This window comes from Thioclava sediminum, assembly GCF_002020355.1.
Lineage (GTDB): Bacteria > Pseudomonadota > Alphaproteobacteria > Rhodobacterales > Rhodobacteraceae > Thioclava > Thioclava sediminum.
The window spans coordinates 490,466-506,650 of sequence record NZ_MPZV01000001.1 but is presented as its reverse complement, the minus strand read 5'-3'; the positions used below and the strand labels follow the sequence as shown (position 1 = coordinate 506,650).

The following is a 16,185-nucleotide window of genomic DNA, read 5'->3' as shown; positions in this document are numbered from 1 at the left end:
AGAGCGCCATGCGTATCGCATCTTTGCTGACCTTCACCGCAGGACTCGCCGTGGCAGGTGGCTCGGCTTACCTGGCGCGCGATTTCTTCGAGGCGAAATACAAACGCGACCTTGCCGCCGAGCGCGAAGGGCTCGTCGAGGTACTCGCCGCTGCACAGAACATTCCCTTCGGTCAGACCATCGAGGCGCAGAAGCTGACTTCGATCTCCTGGCCGAAAGAGGCGCTGCCGCCGGGTGTCTTTACCGATTACGCGGCCCTTCTGCCCAAAACGGGCGGAGAGCCACGCCGCGCCCGGGCCGAGATCGCGCAGGGCGAGCTTATCCTCGCCTCCAAGGTCTCGAACTACGGCGAGAAGGTCACCATCGTTCAGACCCTCGGCCCGAACAGCCGCGCCATGGCGATCGAGGTCAACGCCTCGAGCGGCGTGGGCGGTTTCGTGACGCCGGGCGACCGCGTCGACGTGATGATGACCCGCGGCAAGAACGAGTCGCTCAAGACCGTGACGATCCTTCAGGACGTTCGCGTCATCGGGGTCGATCAGGAAGCCGATGAAAAGGTGAAAACCCCCGGCGTGGCGCGCACTGTCACCGTCGAGGTCTCGCCCGATCAGGGCCAACGCCTCGCGCTGGCGCAGAAGGCGGGCACGCTGAGCCTGACGCTGCGCACGCTCGACGAGGCCGAGAGCGATCCGCTGCCCTCGATCGGGCTGGCGGATATTCTCAGCGAGCGGTCTGCGAACAAGCTCGAACCCACGCCCGTGCGCACGGTGACGATCCGGCGCGGCACGGAAGTGACCCATACGACGGTCAAGTGAGGCTCGGGGTCGATGGGGCGCATTCAGAACAGCATCCGGCGTTTCGCCCGAGAGGAAGACGGGACGATCCTCGTCTTCTTCGGGATGAGCCTCGTGGTGGTGCTCGGTCTGGTCGCGCTCTCCTTCGATCTGGGCCGGCTCGGCAGCACCCGCTCGGAGCTGCAATCCTTTGCGGATTCGGTGGCGCTTGCAGCGGCGGGCGAGCTTGACGGCAATTCCGACGCGATCACCCGGGCCAATGCGGCCGCGCAACTCATCGTCGACAGCCAGACTTTCGCGACTGGCTCGCAGGTGCTGGGGGCTGCGAACGATGTGACCCTGACCTATCTCAGCGCCCTGCCGGACAGCGATAGCGACGCGACAAACGCGGTGACCACCGATCCGGCGAAGGCCGCCTTCGTGCGCGTCGATGTCGATGAGCGTGAGGTTCAGGGTGTCTTCGCCGCCGCGTTCACCACGATGGGCGGGTATGACGCTTTCGACGGCTCGGCCACGGCTCAGGCGGTCGCGGGGCTCGAAATCCTGGCCTGTGACGTGACGCCCTTGATGTTCTGTGTGCCGCCGGGCTTCGATGCGGAAAAGGATATCGGACAGATGATCCTGCTGCGCTCGGGCGGGGGCGGCGACGCCGCTTGGGGGCCGGGCGATTTCGGGTTCCTCGATCCGAACGGCGCGAAAATCGATGACGAAGGGCCTTGCGCCAAGAAATCCGGCGCGCAGCTCGACGCCTGCCTGCTCGGCGCCGTCAGCAAGATCACTCAATGCTTCAACCAGCGTGGCGTCGATCTCGAGCCGGGCCAGAAGGAAGGGCGCAACGCGGCGATCTTCAACGTGCGCTTCGACATGTATCAGTCGATCATGAACGGGCTGAGCAACGATCCCGATTACGCGCCCGCGCCGAATGTCATCAAGGGGATCGTCGCCGCCAATCCGAGCGGGAAGGATGGCACGACGTCGAATGGCGGCGGAAAAAACACCTGCATCAAAGAAAATGAAGAGCTTTCGCCCGACACGGTCGGCCTGCCGCGTGACGATTGCTTCATGGAGGGGGCCGCTGAGCCCTGCGGTCGCTTCGGCGATGGCGACTGGTCGCAGGGCCGCATCACCTACATGCAGAAGAATTACGGCATCGACATCACGGCAGAGGGTGCCACGGATCCCTTCGCCGACGCCGAAACCCGCTATGACCTCTATCTTGCCGAAATCGCGGCGGCGGCTGGCGGCGACATCCTCTCGGGACGCGCCGAGACGGGCCTGCCGAGTTGCGCGCCCGCGGCCGCCCCCAATGCCGACCGACGCGTGCTGATCGTCGCGGGCATCGATTGCAGCGCGGAGACGGGCACGGTTATCAAGGGCGCGGCGTCTGGCGTGCCGGTGAAGGAATTCGTCAAAGTCTTCCTGACCGAACCGGTGGGCGAAGACGGATCGAGCCCGCCGACGATGGATATCTGGGGCGAAGTGATCGGGTCGGCCAGCAATGGCGACCAAGAGGAACTGGGCACGGGCGGCATGGTCCGCGACGTCGTCCAGCTTTACCGGTGAGCGCGATGCGGTGGTTTCGCGCATATCGCCTCCGCGCCCCGCGCCGCATCTGGCGCAACGACGAGGGCGCGCAGCTGGTGGAATTCGCGCTGGTGCTGCCGCTGATGCTCATCCTCTTCGCGGCGATCATCGAGAGCGGGCGGATGTTTCTTGCCTATCAGACGGTGATCGGCGGGGTGCGCGATGCAAGCCGTTACCTCGCCCGGATCACCCCGCGCAGCATCTGCGAAACCGGCGGCAGCGTCGATGATCAGGCTGAAACGCTTGCCGGGATCGTCGGCAATGCGATCACCGGCGGCAGCGTTCTGGGGGGCGGGATCACCGTCACGACGGTCGAGCCGAGCCTCGATTGCATCGAGGGCAGCTATCGCTTCGGGGATGCGCCGATCGTCGAAGTGGCGGCGAATGTCACGATCACCTTCCCCTTCGCCGGTCTCTTCACCCTCATTACACCCACGACGCTCGGCACCGTCACCACGACGATCGCCGACCAGAACCGGGTCTTCGGCTCATGACCGGGCCGCTCGCATATCACGCGCGCGCACTGCGCCGCTTCCTGCGCGACGAGGAGGGCGCGACCCTTGTCGAGTTCTCGCTGGTCTTCGGCCTCTACCTGCTGGTGTTCTTCGGGCTTCTCGATTTCGGGCGTCTGGCCTTTCACTATGTGAATATGCAGCGTGGGTTGCAGGTCGCGGCGCGAGTGGCAGCGGTACGTCCGGCGGCATGTGCCGGCGTGCCGGAGACGAATGAGCGCGGCGTGACGCCGAAAGACGAGACCGAGCCGCAATTCGGCACGAATTGCAGCGCCAAGAGCTGGGTCTGCGCGGCGCCCGCCACGGTGAGCTGCTCGGGCGCGACGACGAATGCGACAGTGGCCGAGATCTGGCCGATCGTCGCCCCGGCGCTTCCCAACGGCTCGACCGCTGCGAACCTGTCCTTCAGCTATTCCTACGATTCCGAGCTTGGATTTCTCGGCGGGCCCTATGTGCCGATGGTCACCGTCGAATTGCAGAATGTGAGCTTCCAATTCGCGACGCCGCTGGGCGCGCTGGTGGGGCTCGTGACCGGCACTGCCGATGAAAATCTTGATGCAGATATCGCCTTCCCGAGCATGAGCACGTCGATGCCGGGCGAGGATCTCGCGCAGGGCGCGGGAAGCTAAAGCAAGGGGAGACATGAAATGACCCGTAGAACCAAACCGATATTCCTGGTGCCCGAGCCGAGCGCGCGCGACCTTGCCGCGCCCGCCAAGCGCCGGCTGACCTTTTCCGCCGAGGCCGAGCGTCTGACGCATGCGCGGGCGCCCGACGAGGAGGGGCAGGTCATCGCGGTCGCGCGCAGCCGCGGCGGGATCGGGGCCACGATGCTGGCGGTGAATCTCGCCCATCAACTGGCGGCCCAAGGGGTGAAGAAAGGTCAGGCGCCGCGCCGCGTCGGGTTGATCGACCTCGATCTGCAATTCGGCATGGTCGCGGGCTTCCTCGATCTCGATCCGAGCCCGGCGCTCTACGACATGGCACGGAGCGGGGCGGTGCCGGACGAGACCTTCCTCGATCAGTCGCTCCAACATTCGAAAGACGGGCTCGAAGTGCTCTGCGCCCCCGCCGCTTTCGCGCCGCTCGGGGCGCTCGGCGCCGATCAGGTCACCGAACTCATCACGCTGATGCAGGCGCGGTGCGATTACGTCGTCGTCGATCTGCCGCATGCGCTGATCGACTGGGTTTCGCCGGTGCTGGCGCGCGCGTCTCTGATGTATCTGGTGACCGATCTCGCGGTGCCCTCGCTGCAGCAGGCACGCCGCCTGATCGACGCCTATCACGAGGAGAACCTCGCGCTGGAGATCGAGGTGGTCGTGAACCATCAAAGCCGTCCGCTGATGCGCTCGCGGGTGCAGCAGGAGGCGGCGAAGGCGCTCGATCGCGATCTGAGCCACTGGCTGCCCGATGACCCGCGCGCCGCCAAGGAGGCTGCCGATCGCGGCGTACCTCTCGCGCGGATCGGGCGGCGCTCTGCGCTGTCGAAAGCGATTGCCGGTCTGGCGAAGGGGCGGCTCGCACAGAGCGCAGCCCGGACGAATTGAGGGGGAGCACGAGATGTTTCGCAATTTCACGGATCGCGGGTCGAAACCGACCGAGACCGAAAAGGTGATCCCGCTCGGCAAGCCCTATGCGGGCAGCCCTCCGAAAGACGCGCGCGAGATGGCCGCACAGCAAGTTACGCCCAAACCGCCCGCGGCAGAGGTCGACGAAGACGCGCAGCGGCGAGCGCTGGAACTGAAAAGCCGCCTGCATGACGCGCTTCTGGACCGGCTCAACCTGTCGATGCTCGACAAGGTCGTGCCCGAGGAGCTGCGCCGCGAAGTGGCGGCGCTGGTGAGCGAAGAGCTGCGCGACGCGAAAACCCCGTTGCGCGCGGAGGAGTTCAAGACACTGGTCGACGAGCTTCTCAACGAGGTCCTGGGGCTTGGTCCGCTGGAGCCGCTGCTGGCCGACCCGTCGATCAACGACATTCTCGTCAATGGCTGCAACCGCGTCTTCGTCGAGCGTCACGGCGTCCTCGAGCGCACGGCGGTACGCTTCCGCGACGAGCGCCACCTGCTGCGGATCATCGACAAGATCGTCTCGCGGGTGGGGCGCCGGATCGACGAGAGCAACCCTTGGGTCGATGCGCGTCTCGAAGACGGCAGCCGCGTGAACGCGATCATCCGGCCCTGTGCGATTGACGGGCCGAGCCTGTCGATCCGCAAATTCGCGCGCCAACCCTATACGATGGAGCGGCTTGTCGAGACCGGGATGATGACGGGGGCTGCGTCGCGGTTCCTCCACGGGCTGGTGCATGCCCGCAAGAATATCCTGATCTCGGGCGGTACCGGCTCGGGCAAGACGACGCTCTTGAACGCGATTTCGGCTGCCATCGACCCGCGCACGCGGATCGTGACGATTGAGGACGCCGCCGAATTGCAGCTGCAACAGGAGCATGTGGTGCGGCTGGAAACCCGCGCGTCCAATCCGAACGGGCAGGGCGCGGTGATCCAGCGCGATCTGGTGAAGAACGCGCTGCGGATGCGCCCCGACCGGATCATCGTAGGCGAGGTGCGCGGCTCGGAAGCCTTCGACATGTTGCAGGCGATGAACACGGGCCATGACGGCTCGATGACCACCGTCCACGCCAATTCCGCGCGCGACGCTCTGGGACGGATCGAGCAGATGGTGACGATGATCGGCCTCGACATGCCGCTCAACGCGATCCGCTCGCAGATCGCCTCCGGCCTCGACATCGTCGTGCAGATCGCGCGCATGTCCGACGGTCGCCGCCGGGTGCTCTCGATCTCCGAGATCACCGGGCAGGAAGGCAATATCGTGATGATGCAGGACATCTTCACCTTCCGCAAAACCGGCACCTCCGCCGATGGCGTGATCGAGGGCGAGTTCACCGCCACCGGCCTGCGTCCGCGCTGCCTCGAAGACCTGATCGCGGCAGGCGTCGCGGTCGATCCGTCCGATTTCAAGATGCGGGGGAACTGAGCCATGTGGGAGATCATCGAAAAGGACCTCGCCGCCTATATCGCCTATAGCGGCATCGCGCTTGGCGTTCTGCTGGCGCTGACCGGCGGGCTGCACCTGCTCAACCGCACCGAGACCAGCGGTGAGGCGAAAAGCCGTCGGATGAAGATGATCGCGAAAGGGCGCGACACCGAGGAGATGCTCGCACTGCTCAAGCCCAACCCGCGCAAGGGCTGGATCGCCCGGCTGCCGAAGCGGTTCGACCTGCCGCGTCTGCTGCATCGCGCGGGCTTTCGGATCGGGCCGGACAAGTTTCTGCTGATCTGTGCCGCGCTTGCGATCGGGAGTTTCGTGCTGGCGCTTGCCCCGCTAGGCCCGTTGCGGGCGGCTTCGGCCGCGCTGACGATCGGGCTGGCGCTACCCTTCATGATCCTGCGCTCGCGGGCGACGCAACGGATGAAAGTGCTGACGAGCCAGCTGCCTGATGCACTCGACATGCTCGCGCGAGGTCTGAAGATCGGCCATCCGCTGAATATGTCTATCGGCGCCGTGGCCGAGGAGATGCCCGATCCGATCGGCACCGAATTCGGCATCATCTTCGATCAGGTGACCTATGGCGAAGACCTGCCCGACGCGGTGCTGGAATTCGCCGAGCGGGTGGGGCTGGAAGACGCCGACTATCTCGCAGCTAGCATCGGTATCCAGCACGGCACGGGCGGCGATCTCGCCCGCGTGCTCGAAGTGCTGGCGGCGACGACGCGGGGCCGGATCTCGATGCGACGCAAGATCCGCGCGATCTCGGCGGAGGGGCGCGCCTCGGCGTGGTTCCTGACCGCGCTGCCGTTCATCATGTTCGGCTTCACCTCGGTGATGTCACCAAATTACTACGGCGAAGTCGCCGATCACCCGATGTTCCGCACGATGGCGATCATCGTCGTCACGCTGATCATCCTGAATGCCGTGGTGCTGCGCCGTCTGGTGCAGTTCCGGATCTGAGCCGGGGAGAGAGACCATGTTGATGACAGGGATCGAGGATTTCGCGCTTCGGATGGGCATCGCGCCCGAGACGCTTCTGGCCGCCGGGATCGGCTTCGGCCTGCTGCTTCTGATAGTCGGGCTTCAGGCCGCCTTCCAGCGCGACCGCGCCGCCGAGCGCATTGCGGCCATCGGCGGGTCGAAAACGGGGGGACGCGCCGAGCACGGCTATCTCAAGGCACCGGAGGCACGTCCGGGCCAGATCCTGAAGGCCTTCGTGCCCGCCGACCGCCAGACCCGCTCCAAGCTGGAACGCAAACTTGCGCAGGCCGGGCTGTCCGGGGCCAGCGCATTGCGCCGCTTCACCCTGGTCCGGATCGCGCTGGGGATCGGCCTGCCGGGTATTTTCATGGGGCTTCTGTTTGCCGCGCGCAGCCCCGAAATAGGCCTGCCGATGGGGCTGGATGCCCGTCTCGGCAGCCTGAGCGGCATGGCGACCTATCAGATCCTGACCGGGCTCGTCGCAGGCGGCTATCTGCTGCCGCTGATGTGGCTCAACAGCCGGATGCGCGAGCGGCGGCTGCGGATCGAAGAGAGTTTCCCGAACGCGCTCGATCTGATGCAGGTCGCGATCGAGAGCGGCATGGGGTTCGATGCGGCGATGACCCGCGTGGGCAACGAGCTTGCGGAGACGTCGCCGGAGATTTCCTTCGAGTTCCTCTCGGTGCAGCGTCAGGTTCAGGCCGGGCGCGAGCGCGAGGCGGCACTGCGCGACATGGCCGACCGGACCGGGGTCGAGACCGTGCGCGCCTTCGCCAATGTCGCGAGCCAGTCGCTGCGCTTCGGAGCCTCGATGGCGCAGGCGTTGACCACCTATGCCGCCGATCTGCGCGGTATCCGCGAGATGCGGGCCCAGGAAAAGGCCAATCGCCTGCCGGTGCAGATGTCAGGGGTTCTGGCCTCGCTGATGCTCCCGGCGCTGATCCTGATCGCCGTTGGCCCGGTGGTGATTCGCTATTTCGTGAATTACGCGCAGTAAATCGAATCGTTTCCAAATTCGATCTTTTCCCAAAGCATTGTTTACGGACAATTTTTTCGGCCGAAATGTCGACTTAAATGCCGAATATGCAACCTTTGATTGCAGTGGGTATCAATAGAATCATCCACAGGAGGCTGTGGATATAGTCCAAATGGCTAGCTTAGGAATTAACGCATTTAGGGGTTACGCTTAGAGATGGTCTACGCGCTGTCACGCACATAAGTGGGCCACATATAATAGTTTCTGGGGATGGTGGGGACCATGCGGGACTATGGGACAGCCGGGGCTTCGCCCGGGCAAGAGCGCGCTATCGAAGCGGGCATGATTGGGGCCGTTGCACAGTGGTGTGAGTGTCTGCACGGGACGAACCCGCTGCGCACGGCGTTGAGATATCTGACCGACAGTATCGGGGCCGAGGCCGTCATATTGGCGCGCTATCCGCGAGATGCGGGCGCATCGGCACGGGCGTTGGTCCATGACAGGGCGCGATCCGGCTGCCGGATCCCGCTGGAGCAAAGCTTCGCAGGCGATCTGCTTGGCGATTATCTCGACAAGGCCAAACGGGGCTCGACCTGGTATCGCTCGATGCAGGACGAGGACGTGCCGCAGGCGGTCGCCTCGGCACTGGCGCGGCGCAACCTTGTCGAAATGGTCGTTATCCCGCTCGAGATCAGCGATCGCTGGGTCGATACGCTGGAGTTGCATTTCACCGAAAAGCTGCGCCAGTATCAGCAAGCGGTGCTGACCACGCTCGGCGATACGCTGAGCCGCACCTGGCACAACCGCGCCCGGGGCATGTTCACCGAGACCTTGCTGAAATCCGCCGCCAAACAGGCCGCGCCGCTCATCGGCTCGCCGATCCTGAGCGCGGACAACCCGGCGCGTCTGAGCCGTTCGGAATATCGCGTCTGCCTGCTGCTGCGCCACGGCCAGTCGCCCGATCAGATGCTTGCAGAGCTGGGGATCAAGGAATCCACCCTGCGCACCCATCTGAGCAATCTCTACGCCAAGACCGGCGCGCGCAATCTGGCGGAACTGACCTTCCAGCTTGTCTCCGAACTGCCCTTCGAACTCGCCGGCGCCAGAGCCGGACGGGTCGCATGACCGGGCAGCTCCTGCCGCTGGCGGCGCTGGCCCCGATATTGATCTGGGTCGCGCTCAGCGATCTGCGCGAGATGCGCATCCCGAACAAGATCGTGCTGATCACGCTTGGCTTCTTTGCGCTCTGCGCCCCGTTTCTGGGTCTGCACGAGCTGAGCCTGCGCCTCGCCGCAGGCGCGATCACCTTCTTGGTCGGCTACGTCTTTTTCGTGCTGCGCGCCTTCGGGGGAGGGGACGTGAAATTCCTCGCGGCCCTGATACTGTTCGTACCCTCTGCGGCGATGGGGGAGTTTTTGATCGCCTTTTCCGTCGCGCTTTTTGCGGGCTCGGCGTTGACGATGGGGCTGCAAAGCGCGCCGGTGGCGACGCGGCTTGGGCCCCGTTTGGGTTGGAAAAGTTGTTACGTACGGGGAAAGCTCCCGATGGGCGTCTCGATCGCGCTTGCGGGTCTGGCTTTGCCTTATCTGGTCGGCGGGTAGGCCCCGCCAAGGGAGGACCTATGTCACGCAAGATCTGGACCAAACCGCTCGGAGTGGTCGCTCTGGCTTTGTGCACGGTCAGCGCACCGCTCTTCGCGGACGAAACGAAGCCCGACGTCACCGAACGCGCGCAGGCGCTCGTCTGGGGCTCTGGCGATGTGAAGCCCGATCCACAGGCCGGGCTCTCGATGTTGGAGGACGCCGCGGCGCAAGGCGATCCCGAAGCGGCTTTGGCCGCAGGTGACCTGCTCCTCTGGGGCGGTCCTGTCGCTGCGGATCGTGATCGCGCCGTAGGCTATCTCGAACAGGCGGTCGAAGCGGGCAGCTGGGATGCGCACCGTCTGTTGGGCAAGCAGCTGATCGGCGGCTGGGCTTTGCCACGCGACACTGCGCGCGGGGTCGACCTGCTTGAGACGCAGATCGCAAAGGGCGATGCGAAAGCGGCGCTGATCTTGGGCGAGGCCTATCTCTACGGAACGGGACTGCCGCGCGATTATGCCAAGGCGCGCGACCTGTTCGAGACCGCAGCAGAGGCGGGCGACGCGACCGGATTGTGGAAATACGGCGAGACGCTGATGTGGTCGCAGCGCGATCCGAAGACAGCGCAGGCGTTTCTCGAACGCGCTGGCGCGGCGGGTGTCGATGGCGCTTATGCGACGCTGGCCGAGGGCGCGATGTATGGCTATCTCGGTGGCGGCAAGGTTTCGCGGGCGAAGTTCGACGGCTATGCCAAGGCCGCCCGCGCGGCGGGAAACGAGCGGATCGAAGTGCTCGACGCCACGCGCCGCATCTGGGGTATCTCGATGCGCGGCGATGGCAAACAGGCGGTGGCGCAACTGCGCGAGGCTGCCGAGGCGGGCAACAAGACCGCAGCGCGCTATCTGGTCGGCCTTTTGCGCGACGGCAACTCCTATAACGTCCGGCGCGATCCCAAAGGGGCGGCGGACTTCCTTGAAGCGCATAGCGATCTGTTCACGCCCGAAGAACGTGCGAATTACGCGATGACGATCCGTGTGGCGAGGCATCGGCACGATGTCGATTTCGCGCCGCTCGCAGGAGAGATCGCGCCCGCCCGGGGGAAGATGAATGCCGCGCAGGCGCGTGATCTGTTCAAGGCCAACCCGAGGCTCGCGGTCTATCTGATCCAGAAAGACCTCGCCGATAAGGGGCTGTATCGCGGCCCGCTCGACGGGTTCGCCGGGCGCGGCACACTTCGTGCGATGGAACGCGCCTGCGGCGGATTGTCGGGCGATATGGCTTGCCGTGACGGAGTTCTGGCGCCCGAGATCGTCGGCGCGATGCTGCGCGAAGGGTGGGGCTCGTAAGTGACATCGAAGGTTCTGGTCACCGGCGGCGCGGGCTTTATCGGATCGCATTGCTGCAAGGCGCTGGCTGCGGCGGGGCACGCCCCTGTGGTCTTCGACGATCTGTCGCGCGGCCATGCCGATGCCGTGCGCTGGGGGCCTCTGGTCGAGGGCGATCTGCGCGACCGGGATCTGGTGGAGACGGCGCTCAAGGAGCACCGGATCGACGCTGTGATCCATTTCGCGGCGCTGGCCTATGTCGGCGAGAGCGTGGCCGAACCCACCCGCTATTACGACGTCAATCTGGGCGGGATGACCGCGCTTCTGGGCGCGATGCAGGCGGTAGGGCTGGACAAGATCGTCTTCTCGTCGAGCTGCGCCACCTATGGCACGCCCGAGACGCTGCCGATCTCCGAAGACACGCCGCAAAATCCGATCAACCCCTATGGCCGCAGCAAGCTCATCTGCGAATGGATGCTGAAAGATGCCGCCGCCGCGACCGATCTGCGCTTCGCGGCCCTGCGCTATTTCAACGCGAGCGGCGCCGATCCGAGCGGCGAGATCGGCGAGCGGCACGATCCCGAGACTCATCTCATCCCGCTGGTGCTGCGCGCGGCCTCGGGGCAGGGCCCGGCGGTGAAGGTCTTCGGCACGGATTATCCGACGCCCGACGGCACCTGCATCCGTGACTACATCCATGTCGACGATCTGGCCCGCGCGCATCTTCTGGCGCTCGATCACCTGCAGGGCGGCGGCGGCAGCCTGAAACTGAACCTCGGGACCGGGCGGGGCGCGTCGATCCGCGAGGTGATCGCCTCGGTCGAGCGGGTGACCGGGCGCAAGGTGCCCTTCGAGGACGCCCCGCGCCGCCCCGGCGATCCGGCAGAACTGGTGGCCGACCCATCGCGGGCGCGCGACGCTCTGGGCTTTGCCGCGCGCTACCGTGAACTTGACGAGATCGTGTCCCATGCCGCCCCGTGGTTCGGCCTCTGACCTCGGGTTCGCCCATCGCCGGGGTTGAGCCTGCCGCCCAGCCATCTATCTTGCGGCTCAACGCAATTCAGGAGGCTCTCATGGCAAGCGACGCAATCGATCCGCAACTTCTCGACCGGCTGGCCGAGGTTGCCGTGCAGGTGGGGCTGAACCTGCAAGACGGTCAGGATCTGGTGTTGACCGCGCCCGTCGAGGCGCTGCCGCTGGTGCGCCGGATCGCCGCCGAAGCCTATCGCGCGGGCGCGGGCACCTTCACACCGATCCTCAGCGATGGTCAGATCACGCTGGCCCGGTTCGAGAACGCGAAGGACGAAAGCTTCGACCGCGCGCCCGACTGGCTCTATCAGGGCATGGCGAAAGCTTACGAGAGCGGCGCGGCCCGCATGGCGATCGTGGGCGAAGACCCGATGCTGCTGTCCGAACAGGACCCCGAGAAAGTCTCGCGCGCCGGCAAGGCCAACTCCATTGCCTATAAACCGGCGCTCGAGAAAATCTCGAATTTCGAGATCAACTGGTCGATCGTGAGCTACCCGACGGTGGCTTGGGCCAAGCGCGTCTTCCCCGATCTGCCGGAGGACGAGGCCGTGGGCAAACTGGCCGACGCGATCTTCGCCGCCTCGCGCGCCGACCAACCCGATCCCGTCGCCGCCTGGGAGGCGCATAACGCGGCCCTGCGCAAGCGCCGCGACTGGCTCAACGAGCAACGCTTCTCGGCGCTTCATTTCACCGGCGGCGGCACGGATCTGACCGTGGGCCTCGCCGACGATCACGAATGGAGCGGTGGTGCGTCCGAGGCCAATAACGGCGTCGTCTGCAACCCGAACATCCCGACCGAAGAGGTCTTCACCACGCCCCATGCCGAACGCGTCGAAGGCGTCGTTCGCGCGACCAAGCCGCTGTCGCATCAGGGCAGCCTGATCGAGAATATCGAGATGCGCTTCGAGGGCGGCAAAGTGGTCGAGGCGAAGGCAAGCCGCGGCGAAGCGGTGCTGCAGAAGCTGATCGACACGGACGAGGGCGCGCGCCGTCTGGGCGAGGTCGCGCTGGTGCCGAACGGCTCGCCGATCTCGGCCTCGGGGCTGCTGTTCTACAACACGCTCTATGACGAGAACGCGGCCTGCCATATCGCGATGGGGCAGTGCTATTCGAAGTGCTTCATCAATGGCGGCGAGCTGAGCGAGGACGAGGTCGCGGCCAAGGGCGGCAACAGCTCGATGATCCATGTCGATTGGATGATCGGCGGCCCCGAGACCGATATCGACGGCATCAAGCCCGACGGCACCCGCGTCCCGGTCTTCCGCAAGGGCGAATGGGCCTGATAGGCCGCGGAACCTGACAAAGTATAGCGCCCGGCACGCCGATTGGTGTGTCGGGCGCTTATTTTTTGTGCGGACGTGAGGAATTCCGCCTCATCTCGCGCAGTTCGATGCACCCGGCGTAGGATGGCGCCGCTGAACGCGGGCGCTGCTTGACGGAAACGGAAACTGGGCGAAATCTGAATATACGGGTCGGGCTTGGCCGACCCTCTTGGGCAACTCGCGCACCCTTGCGCTGTGTGAAGGGCCGCCCGGCCGACGCAGGTTTTCGATCCTCCTCCCCGAAAACGCGTTCAGGCCGGGCGGTGCCCAGCCTGACAAACAAGAATTCGAAATTTTCGTCCGCTTAGTTGCCGGTATCGAGGCTCTTCGAGATCAGTTCTTCGCGGCTCTTGGCGAGAGAGGGATGGATCAGCGCGTTCTCGATAGCGGCGACCTGCGTGAAGCCGATACTGTTGAGCTTTCTACCCTTAGCGAATTCCGCAGCCCGCGCTTGGTCGAGCATACTGAGATGCGGGTCGGCCGGCATGAAATAGGCCGGGTCGGACCCGCTCGAGCTCTGCTTGGGCGACTGCGATTGCGGGCCAAGGTCACCGGGCGGCTGCGACGTGACACCGGCTTGCGCGATCCCGACGCCAAGGCCAAGCGCCACTGCAAGGCTGCAACCGAATGTAGCGGCGGTACAACGGGTCGTCATAGGCAGTTTCCTCATTTCTTCTTCAGGGCCATACGGATCAGCGTTTCCTTCGCCGTGCGGTCGACATTCTGAACCAGCGCTTCCTTGATCTGCACGATCTGGCGGTCAGTCAGGTTGGACAGGTCGACATTGCCGACGAGGAAATGCACGCGTTGGATCTCCAGCGCATTGAGCGGCTGCTGCTGCGCGGCGGCCAGCGACGGCAACGCGGCGCAGGCGAGGGCGGCGATCAGGGCGATCGATTTCATCATGAGTCTCCTCAGGGTGCTCTTCCCAACGAAAATGCAGTTGCGCGCGCGTGGGACAAGCGTGGTCGCGCGCAAGTTTCGGTGAAGGTCGCTTGCCCTATGCGTCAAGATGGGGATTCACATCGCGAATTCATCATGATACCGTAACTATTAACAAGCAGAGGGCAGACATAAGCTCTCGCGAAATACGGGCAGGATCGAGGCAATGAAGGCGGGCTATCAGGGCACCTTCGTCATTTCATGGGCGCAGACGGAAATCGACGGCACTCCGGTGCCGCCACTTGAGGTCGTGACCGTGGGGGCATGTTGGCGATGGACGGGGCAGGCGATTTGCGTGGACGGGCCCAATGATCGGCTCATCTTGCACAATGCGCGCGGCGACGCGGAGCGGCGCACGAAAGCCGCCCGCGCGGTGCGTCGCCTGCTGGGCGAAGCGGTGGGACATACGCGAACGCTCGACGATCCCGACGAGACCGAGACGCCCAATCAAAGCTTTACCGTGACCGATGGCTATCACGCCTATGTCGTTACCCTGATCGAGCTGCCCGAAAGCGGCACGCGCATCCTGATGTTCGCCGGTCGGATGCCGCCGGTGGACAGCGATCTCTGGGTGGTCGACCGGGCGCTCGACCTGCGCCCGAAAGCGGCGCGGCAGGGGCCCGCGGGCGTCATCTGTTTCACCCCCGGCACGCTGATCGAGACCGACCAGGGCCGCCGCCCGGTCGAGGCGTTGCGCGAAGGCGACCGCGTGCTGACCCGCGATGACGGGGCGCAGCCGATCTGCTGGATCGGTCGGCGCGACATCTCGGGCGCGCGGCTCCATGCGATGCCGCATCTGCGTCCGGTGCGGATCTCGGCTGGGGCTTTCGGTATCGCCCGGCCCGATCGCGATCTGATCGTATCGCCGCAGCACCGGATGCTGGTGCGCGGACGCGCGGCGCAGGCGCTTTTCGCCGAGGACGAGGTTCTGGTGCGCGCCTGCGATCTGGTGAATGGCCGCCAGTTCCGCTTCGAAGGCGCGCTGCGGGGCCTGAGCTACATCCACCTGATGTTCGAGCGCCATCAGGTGCTGACCGCGAACGGGCTTGAGACCGAAAGCTTCCACCCGGCCTCCACCCGGCTCGAGATGATCGCCCGCGACCAGCGCGCCGGGCTCGAGGCGCTGGTGCCGCAGGTTGAGGAAAATCCGCTCAGCTACGGTGCCTTCGCGCGCCGTGCGCTCAAGCCCTCCGAGGCCGCGATCCTGCGCCACGATCTGGCCGCCTGAACGAGCAAATCCGCTGGAAATCGCTGCAGGCTTGGGCTGTGCGTCAGATGCACGGCTTCGTGCGCATTTTGCGCCTTTTCTCTGCCCGAACGTCGCCTTAGCTTCGGGACAAAGGAGATATCAATGACCAGACCCGTCGTCGGCATCATCGGCAATAGAGGCCTCGTAGGTGACCGCTACCCCGTCCATGAAGGCGGGCAGCTCAACTCGGAAGCGGTGAGCAAGGTCTCCGATTGCATCCCGCTGCTGATCCCCGCCGATCCCGAATATGTATCCGTTCAGGAGTTGATGGAGGTCTGCGACGGCTTCCTGCTGACCGGCGGCCGTCCGAACGTCCACCCGCATGAATATGGCGAGGAGCCGACCGAGAAGCACGGCACTTTCGATCGCGCTCGCGACGCGATCACCCTGCCGCTGGTGCGCGCCTGTGTCGAAAGCGGGCAGCCTTTCCTCGGCATTTGCCGCGGTTTTCAGGAGGTCAACGTCGCGATGGGCGGCACGCTGCATCCCGAGATCCGCGAGCTTCCGGGGCGGTTGAACCACCGGATGCCGCCGGAGGGGACGCTCGAAGAAGGGTTCTCCAACCGCCACATGGTCACGCTCACCCCCGGCGGCCGGTTCGCGCGTCTCTTCGGCGCGGATGAGGTCGAGACCAACACGCTGCACGGGCAGGGCGTTTGCACCGCTGGTACCCGGATTGTGATCGAAGGGCGCGCCCCCGATGGTACGCCCGAGGCGATCTATGTTAAGGACGCGCCGGGGTTTACCCTATCGGTGCAATGGCATCCCGAATGGCGTGCGGCGGAAGATCCCGTCTCGCGCCCTCTGTTCGAGGCATTCGGCGATGCGGTGCGTGCTTGGGCGCGCGGCGAACGGCCCGCCGCCTGCGTCGCCTGAGCCGCTAAG

17 protein-coding genes are annotated in these 16,185 nt (G+C 65.2%); 15 read left to right on the top strand and 2 right to left on the bottom strand.

The features are described from left to right. Positions 1-8: 8 nt before the first annotated feature. From cpaB to BMI91_RS02165, 13 genes are all read left to right on the top strand, one after another. Positions 9-815, top strand: coding sequence for a Flp pilus assembly protein CpaB (gene cpaB / locus BMI91_RS02225; RefSeq protein WP_078519463.1), 807 nt, complete (start codon positions 9-11; stop codon positions 813-815). A 12-nt stretch (positions 816-827) separates the two neighbouring features. Continuing rightward, a complete protein-coding gene (locus BMI91_RS02220) occupies positions 828-2,357 on the top strand; it encodes a pilus assembly protein TadG-related protein (RefSeq protein WP_078603828.1) in 1,530 nt (509 codons plus the stop codon). A 5-nt stretch (positions 2,358-2,362) separates the two neighbouring features. Next, positions 2,363-2,872, top strand: coding sequence for a TadE/TadG family type IV pilus assembly protein (locus BMI91_RS02215; RefSeq protein WP_078603827.1), 510 nt, complete (start codon positions 2,363-2,365; stop codon positions 2,870-2,872). Then, the gene (locus tag BMI91_RS02210) at positions 2,869-3,519 is read left to right on the top strand and encodes a TadE/TadG family type IV pilus assembly protein (RefSeq protein ID WP_078603826.1); all 651 of its coding nucleotides are present in this window, start codon (positions 2,869-2,871) and stop codon (positions 3,517-3,519) included. Before BMI91_RS02215 ends, BMI91_RS02210 begins: the two co-directional genes overlap by 4 nt. An 18-nt stretch (positions 3,520-3,537) precedes the next feature. Continuing rightward, a complete protein-coding gene (locus BMI91_RS02205) occupies positions 3,538-4,437 on the top strand; it encodes a CpaE/TadZ family protein (RefSeq protein WP_078603825.1) in 900 nt (299 codons plus the stop codon). Between the two features lie 13 nt (positions 4,438-4,450). Continuing rightward, positions 4,451-5,881, top strand: a complete 1,431-nt coding sequence (locus BMI91_RS02200; protein ID WP_078599330.1) for a TadA family conjugal transfer-associated ATPase — start codon at positions 4,451-4,453, stop codon at positions 5,879-5,881. A gap of 3 nt (positions 5,882-5,884) precedes the next feature. Continuing rightward, positions 5,885-6,856 (top strand): type II secretion system F family protein, encoded by a 972-nt coding sequence (locus BMI91_RS02195; protein ID WP_078603824.1) that lies wholly within the window; start codon positions 5,885-5,887, stop codon positions 6,854-6,856. A gap of 16 nt (positions 6,857-6,872) precedes the next feature. Continuing rightward, entirely contained in the window at positions 6,873-7,874 is a 1,002-nt protein-coding gene (locus tag BMI91_RS02190) for a type II secretion system F family protein (RefSeq protein WP_244176533.1), read from the top strand. A gap of 321 nt (positions 7,875-8,195) precedes the next feature. Continuing rightward, entirely contained in the window at positions 8,196-8,978 is a 783-nt protein-coding gene (locus tag BMI91_RS02185) for a helix-turn-helix transcriptional regulator (RefSeq protein WP_158522069.1), read from the top strand. Next, on the top strand, positions 8,975-9,454 hold the full coding sequence (locus tag BMI91_RS02180) for an A24 family peptidase (protein ID WP_078603822.1): 480 nt from the start codon (positions 8,975-8,977) through the stop codon (positions 9,452-9,454). Before BMI91_RS02185 ends, BMI91_RS02180 begins: the two co-directional genes overlap by 4 nt. Before the next feature lie 20 nt (positions 9,455-9,474). Beyond that, positions 9,475-10,779 carry a tetratricopeptide repeat protein gene (locus BMI91_RS02175; protein ID WP_078603821.1) on the top strand — a complete coding sequence of 435 codons (1,305 nt, stop codon included), beginning with the start codon at positions 9,475-9,477 and terminating at the stop codon, positions 10,777-10,779. Next, positions 10,780-11,751 (top strand): UDP-glucose 4-epimerase GalE, encoded by a 972-nt coding sequence (gene galE / locus BMI91_RS02170; protein ID WP_078603820.1) that lies wholly within the window; start codon positions 10,780-10,782, stop codon positions 11,749-11,751. 80 nt (positions 11,752-11,831) lie between these two features. Beyond that, on the top strand, positions 11,832-13,070 hold the full coding sequence (locus BMI91_RS02165; protein ID WP_078603819.1) for an aminopeptidase: 1,239 nt from the start codon (positions 11,832-11,834) through the stop codon (positions 13,068-13,070). Between the two features lie 343 nt (positions 13,071-13,413). Here BMI91_RS02165 and BMI91_RS02160 read toward each other — a convergent pair whose 3' ends face one another. Beyond that, entirely contained in the window at positions 13,414-13,764 is a 351-nt protein-coding gene (locus BMI91_RS02160) for a hypothetical protein (protein ID WP_078603818.1), read from the bottom strand. An 11-nt stretch (positions 13,765-13,775) separates the two neighbouring features. Then, a complete protein-coding gene (locus tag BMI91_RS02155) occupies positions 13,776-14,012 on the bottom strand; it encodes a hypothetical protein (RefSeq protein ID WP_143594660.1) in 237 nt (78 codons plus the stop codon). 205 nt (positions 14,013-14,217) lie between these two features. Between BMI91_RS02155 and BMI91_RS02150 the strand changes: the two genes are divergently transcribed. Beyond that, the gene (locus BMI91_RS02150) at positions 14,218-15,279 is read left to right on the top strand and encodes a Hint domain-containing protein (RefSeq protein WP_078603817.1); all 1,062 of its coding nucleotides are present in this window, start codon (positions 14,218-14,220) and stop codon (positions 15,277-15,279) included. A 123-nt stretch (positions 15,280-15,402) separates the two neighbouring features. Then, positions 15,403-16,176: a gamma-glutamyl-gamma-aminobutyrate hydrolase family protein gene (locus BMI91_RS02145; RefSeq protein ID WP_078546578.1), complete on the top strand. Its 774-nt coding sequence runs from the start codon at positions 15,403-15,405 to the stop codon at positions 16,174-16,176. Positions 16,177-16,185: the final 9 nt, after the last annotated feature.